The organism is Neorhizobium sp. S3-V5DH (assembly GCF_004343065.1).
In the GTDB taxonomy this organism is placed as follows: Bacteria; Pseudomonadota; Alphaproteobacteria; order Rhizobiales; family Rhizobiaceae; genus Neorhizobium; species Neorhizobium huautlense.
Genome location: NZ_SMCL01000008.1, coordinates 201402 through 207917 on the forward strand (window position 1 = coordinate 201402; position 6516 = coordinate 207917).

The window sequence follows — 6516 nt, forward strand, 5'->3', positions numbered from 1 at the left end:
TCCCAGTGCCCTACAACGGCGAAAGTCGACTTTTTAAGCCGCTTCCGATTTATCCGCCAGAAACGAATCCCATCATTCCTGGCGGCATTACACGTCGAATATGTTAACGAACGTAATCTCTATCCTACCTTTTTTCACGGTTTGATAACCGTCTAACGGCAACAAAGAAGGACGGAACGAAGAAAATTCCGAGGAGTGTTGCAGAAAGCATACCACCCAGCACCCCGATACCGATCGCATTCTGGGCTGCAGAACCCGCTCCAGTGGCGATTGCAAGCGGCACGACGCCAAGGATAAAAGCGAGTGAGGTCATGACGATCGGCCTCAGGCGCAGCCTTGCCGCTTCGAGCGTGGCATCCAGGAGGCTCATGCCGCCTCCTTGCCGTTCCTTGGCAAATTCCACGATCAGGATGGCGTTCTTTGCCGCCAGGCCGATGGTGGTCAGGAGACCGACCTTGAAATAGACGTCGTTGGACTGGCCAAAGACATAGGCGGCCGTCAGAGCCCCGAGGACGCCGACCGGAACCGCCAGAATGACCGAGAACGGCACCGACCAGCTCTCATAAAGGGCTGCAAGGCAGAGGAAAACGATCAATACGGAGAGCGCGTAAAGCATCGGCGCTTGCGAACCCGAAAGCCTTTCCTGATAGGAGATGCCCTGCCAGGCCACCGTGTAGCCGCCCGACAGTTCCGCCGTTAACCGTTCTATTTCGTCCATCGCCTGACCGGTGCTGACACCCGGGCCAGCCGCACCATCGAGCGAAATGGCGCTCGTGCCGTTGAAGCGGGCCAGTTGCGGCGAACCGGTGACCCATTCGACGGTGCTGAACGACGAGAAGGGAACCATCTCGCCTGCATTGTTGCGTGCGTACCAGTGCTTCAGGTCGTCCGGCTGCATGCGGTAGGGCGAGTCGCCCTGCACATAGACCGGCTTCAACTCGTTGTTCAGGGTGAAGTCGTTGACGTCGCGTCCAGCGAAGATCGTTGCCAGCATCGAGTTCACCGAAGCGAGATCGACGCCCATGGCTCCCAGTTTTTCCTGGTCTAGCAGGATCTTCATCTGGGTTTCCGAACGCTGGCTATTGCTGCGCAACGAGCTGATATTGGGGTTGCCGGTGCCGGTCTGGATGAGTTGCTGCGAAGCTTGCGTCAAGGCGTCGTTGCCGTTGTTGCCGCTGTCCACGAGATACATGGAGAACCCGCTCGACGTTCCAAGCCCCTGGATCGCCGGCGGCAGCAGTGCAAACACCTGGGCGTCGCGCAGGGTGAAGAAGTAACCGCTGGCGCGCTGCACGATCGCCGCGGCGGATTGTTCCGGCTTCGTGCGTTCCGCGAAATCCTTCAGCTTGGTAAAGACGATGGCATTGTTCTGCCCGCTGCCGCTGAAGCTGAAGCCGAGGACACCAAATACGGCGTCCACATTGTCCTTTTCCTTTTCCTGGAAATAGGCCTCCACCTTCTTCACGACCTCGTCCGTGCGCGTGGTCGTCGCGCCGTTCGGAGTCTGAATAATCGTCAGCAACACGCCCTGATCTTCCTGCGGAAGAAACGAGCTCGGCAAACGGGTGAAAAGCCAGGCGCAGCCCGCAATGACCAGAACAAAAACCACAAGCACCCTGAGCGGTCTCTTCAGCAGATAGCCGATCGTGCCGACGTAGCCGGAGGTCGTGCGCTCGAAACCGCGGTTGAACCAGGCGCCGATGCCGCGACGCTTCTTGTGATGGTCGATCGGCTTCAGCATCGTGGCGCATAGTGCCGGCGTCAGCACGATGGCCACCAGCGCTGAAAGCAGCATGGCGGATACGATGGTAACCGAGAACTGGCGATAGATGATGCCGGTTGATCCGCCGAAAAAGGCCATCGGAATGAAAACGGCGGTGAGCACGAGCGCAATGCCGATGATGGCGCCAGTGATCTCTCCCATGGATTTTTCCGTTGCCTCCAGCGGCCCCAACCCCTCTTCGTCCATGATGCGCTCGACGTTTTCCACCACGACGATCGCGTCATCCACCAGAAGGCCGATCGCCAGTACCATCGCGAACATGGTCAGCGTATTGATCGAATAGCCGGCAACCGCCAGAATCCCAAAGGCTCCGAGCAGAACCACCGGTACTGCAATCATCGGAATGAACGTTGCCCTGAGGTTTTGAAGGAATATCAGAAGCACCACGAAAACGAGGATGATCGCCTCGATCAGAGTATGGACGACCTTTTCGATTGAAAGCTCAACAAAAGGCGTAGTGTCGTAGGGATAGGTGATCTCGACACCTTCCGGAAGGGTTGGCGCCAGCTTGGCCAGCTCAGCTTTCACGCGATCGGCGGTATCCAGCGCATTGGCGCCCGTGGCAAGATTGACGGCAAAACCGGTGGAGGGAAGACCGTTCTGGCGCGATTCGCCACCATAGCTTTCCTGGCCGATTTCGGCGCGGGCGACATCGCTCAACCGAACTGTGGCGCCGTCCTGTTCGACCTTGAGGATGATCCGTTCGAACTCGTCGACGGTAGTCAACTGGCTTTGAGCCGTCATGGTGAGGGTAAGCTGCTGGCCTTTCTCGGCAGGCAGGCCGCCAAGTGCGCCGACCGAAACCTGGGTATTCTGCGCCTGGATCGCCGCCGTGACATCGGCCGCCGTCAACTGGTATTTCTGCAGCTTGAACGGATCCAGCCAGATCCGCATGGCGTAGCCGGAGCCGAAGATATTGATACTGCCGACGCCTTCCAGGCGCTTGACGGAGTCTTCGATCTGGGTGGAGAAGACGTCGCCAAGGTCGACGGAATTACGTTTCCCATCCGTGGAGACGAGCGCGCCGACCATCAGGATGCTGGATGTAGAGCGCGCAACCTCGATACCGGCCTGTTGCACGACATCGGGCAATTGCGATTGAACAAGCTGCAGCTTGTTCTGCACCTGAACCTGCGCGATGTCGGGAAGGACGCTGTTGCCGAAGGTGAGGGTGATCGTCGCTCTGCCCGTGCTCGAGGCCGAACTCATATATGTGAGGTCGTCGAGGCCGGTCATGCCGTCTTCAATAATCGTCGTCACCGACTTCTCAACCGTTTCGGCACTCGCGCCGTTATAGCTCGCCGTGATTTGAACAGTGGTCGGAGCGATCTCGGGATATTGCGAGATCGACAGCGTTGCAATTGCAAGCGCGCCCCCAAGCATGATGACGATCGCGATGACCCAGGCGAAAACCGGTCGCCGGATGAAGAACTTTGCCATTCAGATTATCCTTGCGGCGTTAAGCGCTGTCTCTGCTGGTTCGGTCAAGGCTTGGCAGCCTCGGTTTTCGGGGTCTCGATGACGAGGCCTCGATCGTCCAGCTGCGCCTCGACCGGCTGAACCGGCGCATCGTCTGCAATCCATTGAAAACCGTCCACGATCAGCCGGTCTCCATCGGCAATTCCTTCCGTTACCAGCCAATTGCTGCCGGAAACGACGCTGATGGGGAACATGCGGGTCTCGACCTTGTTATCGGCGGTGACGAATTTGGCCGACAGCTCGCCGCGGGCATTGCGGGTGGCGGCGCGTTGCGGGATCAGGTAGCCGGTTTCCTCGCCCATGGTGACGGTTGCGCGGACATACATGCCAGGCAGGATGATATTGTCGGGATTTTCGAAAACGGCGCGGATCTGATAGGTGCCCGTCGTTTCGCTCACGGCCATGTCCGACATGTCGAGTTTGCCGGTCCGCGCATAATCCGTTCCGTCCTCAAGCCTCAGGCGTATGTCGGCCTTGCGCGGATCGCCGCTCAGCCGGCCGGATGCCATGGCGGCGCGCAATTCCAAAAGATTGGTGCTCGAGTCGATAAGATCGATATAGATGGGATCAAGACGGCGCAGCGTCGTCAGCGCCGTTGTCTGGTTGGCGGTGACGATATTGCCGACGCTGACGTTCGAGATCGACGTGACGCCATCGAAGGGCGCACGAATCTTGGTGAGGTCGAGGTCGATCTCGGCGGCTTGAAGGGCTGCCTTGGCCTGTTCGACATCCGCCTGTGCCTGCAGCAGCGTGACCCGTGCATTCTCGAATTCGATCTGGGTGGCGCCGCTGTTGACCAGCCGTTCGTAGCGGGTGAGATTTGCCTGCGCGGCCGGAATGCTGACCTCCGCCTTGGAGAGCGTCGCACGCGCCTGCGCAACGGTTGCCGAGTAGGTATTGTCTTCGATCTGATAGAGGACGTCGCCGGCCTTGACCTCGTTGCCCTCCTTGAACGCGATCTCCTTGATCGCTCCGGTGACGCGGGGACGGATATCCGCCGTCTGATAGGCAACAGCCCGCCCCGGCAGGACGGTTGTGATAGGCTGCTGCGATTTCTTCAGAGCGACGATGCTGACCGGCTGAGGCGGACGCTGAGGCGCGCCCCCTGCCGCCCCGTTCGCCGTCTGCTCACTCGAATCGCTGCAGGCCGCCAGGGTGATGGCGAGAAACAGAGGAAGGATCAATTTACGTCCGGTCATGGCGTCCATCCAGGGCAAACATCAGAGATGACCCACGGCAGAAACGACCGGGGGCGCAGGGCTCGAAAAGGTAACTCGTCTTTACGAATCGGAACAGAGGCCGACGGCCGAGTGATACCGCGGCTTGCGAATTGCCAAGTGACGTAATTGAAGAATCGTCACTTAGCAAGAGGATTTTGCAATGCAGCATTCACAAGTTTGACGAGGCCTGCACAACGATCCTGAAGTTCGGCCTCATCTTCACCCGCCAGAAAAACGGGGTGTAGTACGCTCAGGAATGCCGCCGCGACATGCCGGCCGGTCGTTTGATAATCGGCACAATAATACACGCCATCCTCCACCCCTTGACGAACCAGATCGCAAAACAGCGCGTCGATGAGTTCCTTGTAGTGCCGGCCGCTCGGCAGGTCCGTTTCCGACATCAAAACTATGATCTCAAGGAAGAACGGGTTCTTCCTGATATCCTCAAGATGCGCTTCCATAAGGTTGCAGACGACGGTAGCCAGTCTTTCCGGGGCGGGTGCAGGCCGGTCGAGCGTCTTGAACCTGCCGATCATCCGGGTGATGTGGCGATCGCAGATCGCGTCGACCAAGGTCGCCTTGGACTGGAAATGCTTGAAGATGTTGGCGGGCGACATGTGCAGGGCCTGGGCGATGTCGGCGATCGAAGACTTGGCGATGCCGCGCTCCCGAAAGAGCGTCTCGGCCATGTTGAGAATATCCTCTCGGGTTTCCTCAGCCCTGCGCCTCGGTTTGCGCACTCTCACCTCTTCAAGCCTTGCCAAATCCGGACGCTCTCTCTCTACAGGGTGAAATAGGGCTTCAGATTCTCGCGGATGCGGTCCAGCACGCTTGCGCCGGACGTATCGGCGACGAAGGTCTTGCCCGTGATCCTCTCGTAGGCACCACGGTATACCTTTGCCGTTTCCTCGACCAGTTCCAGGGGAATGGACGGGATCTCGTCCTTATACGGGTCGCAGCGTTCGACCACCCAGGCGCGGATGAAATCCTTGTCGAAGCTCTGCGGCCTCGTGCCGTTGCGCAAGGCATCCTCATAGGTGTCCGCGATCCAGTAGCGACTGCTGTCGGGCGTATGGATTTCGTCCGCCAGTATGATCTTGCCGTCCTGATCGGCGCCGAACTCATACTTGGTATCGACCAGGATCAGGCCACGCGCTTGAGCCAGCTGCTGGCCGCGCGCAAAAAGAGCAAGCGCGTAGCCGGACACGGTTTCCCACTGTTCCGCCGTCAGAAGCCCGTTCCCGACTATATCCGCCGGCGTCAGCGGCTCGTCGTGGCCTCCGTCGAACGCCTTGCTGGTTGGCGTGATCACCGGCTGCGGCAGGATTTCGTTGTCCCGCAGCCCCTCTGGAAGGTTCAACCCGTATACGTTCCGCTCACCCTTCTTATAAAGGGTCAGGAGGGAGGTCCCCGTCGTGCCTGCGAGATATCCCCGCACGACGATCTCGACCGGCAATATATCAAGCCGCCTGCTGATCACGACATTCGGATCCGGATAGGCCAGCACGTGATTGGGGCATATGTCCCCGGTCGCTTCGAACCAGTAGCGCGCGGTCTGGGTAAGCACATGGCCCTTGTCGGGTATGCTGGTCAGGATGCGGTCGAAGGCGCTCAGCCGGTCGGTCGCGATGATGATGCGGCGACCGTCGCTCAGATCGTAGTTTTCGCGCACCTTGCCACGATAATAGTTCGGCAGTTCGGGAATGAAGGCTTCGGGAAGAACGCGCACCTGGATAGCTTTCTGCAGAGTTGGGGGGAATGGCCCTGCTATCGCATGGTTTGCCGCGGCAGCACAAGAATGTGCTTGTGGGCGGCGGGGGTTTGTGGAAACCCGGGCGGAGGGGCTCAGGTCGACTGGTTAACAATGGTTAACGCGGAAAAACCAAAAATTTTTGTAAATTACGTAATTGTATCAATGAATTGTTCGATTTTTCGATTTTTCCAAATCAAGCCTGTTGACTTGTTTGTGGGCATGGATTTATAACCCCGCTCACTGACGAGGGCGGCGGCGCTGCTGGCGACGACGACTTTCGT

4 protein-coding genes are annotated in these 6516 nt (G+C 58.7%); all 4 read right to left on the reverse strand.

Annotation, left to right across the window (positions count from 1 at the left end; translation table 11 throughout):
* Positions 1-124 precede the first annotated feature (124 nt).
* Positions 125-3223: an efflux RND transporter permease subunit gene (locus EDE09_RS14450; protein WP_132411197.1), complete on the reverse strand. Its 3099-nt coding sequence runs from the start codon at positions 3221-3223 to the stop codon at positions 125-127.
* A 44-nt stretch (positions 3224-3267) separates the two neighbouring features.
* Positions 3268-4461 carry an efflux RND transporter periplasmic adaptor subunit gene (locus EDE09_RS14455; RefSeq protein WP_132411199.1) on the reverse strand — a complete coding sequence of 398 codons (1194 nt, stop codon included), beginning with the start codon at positions 4459-4461 and terminating at the stop codon, positions 3268-3270.
* A 158-nt stretch (positions 4462-4619) separates the two neighbouring features.
* Positions 4620-5171: a TetR/AcrR family transcriptional regulator gene (locus tag EDE09_RS14460; protein WP_105372078.1), complete on the reverse strand. Its 552-nt coding sequence runs from the start codon at positions 5169-5171 to the stop codon at positions 4620-4622.
* Between the two features lie 92 nt (positions 5172-5263).
* Positions 5264-6211 (reverse strand): phosphoribosylaminoimidazolesuccinocarboxamide synthase, encoded by a 948-nt coding sequence (locus EDE09_RS14465; protein ID WP_132411201.1) that lies wholly within the window; start codon positions 6209-6211, stop codon positions 5264-5266.
* Positions 6212-6516: the final 305 nt, after the last annotated feature.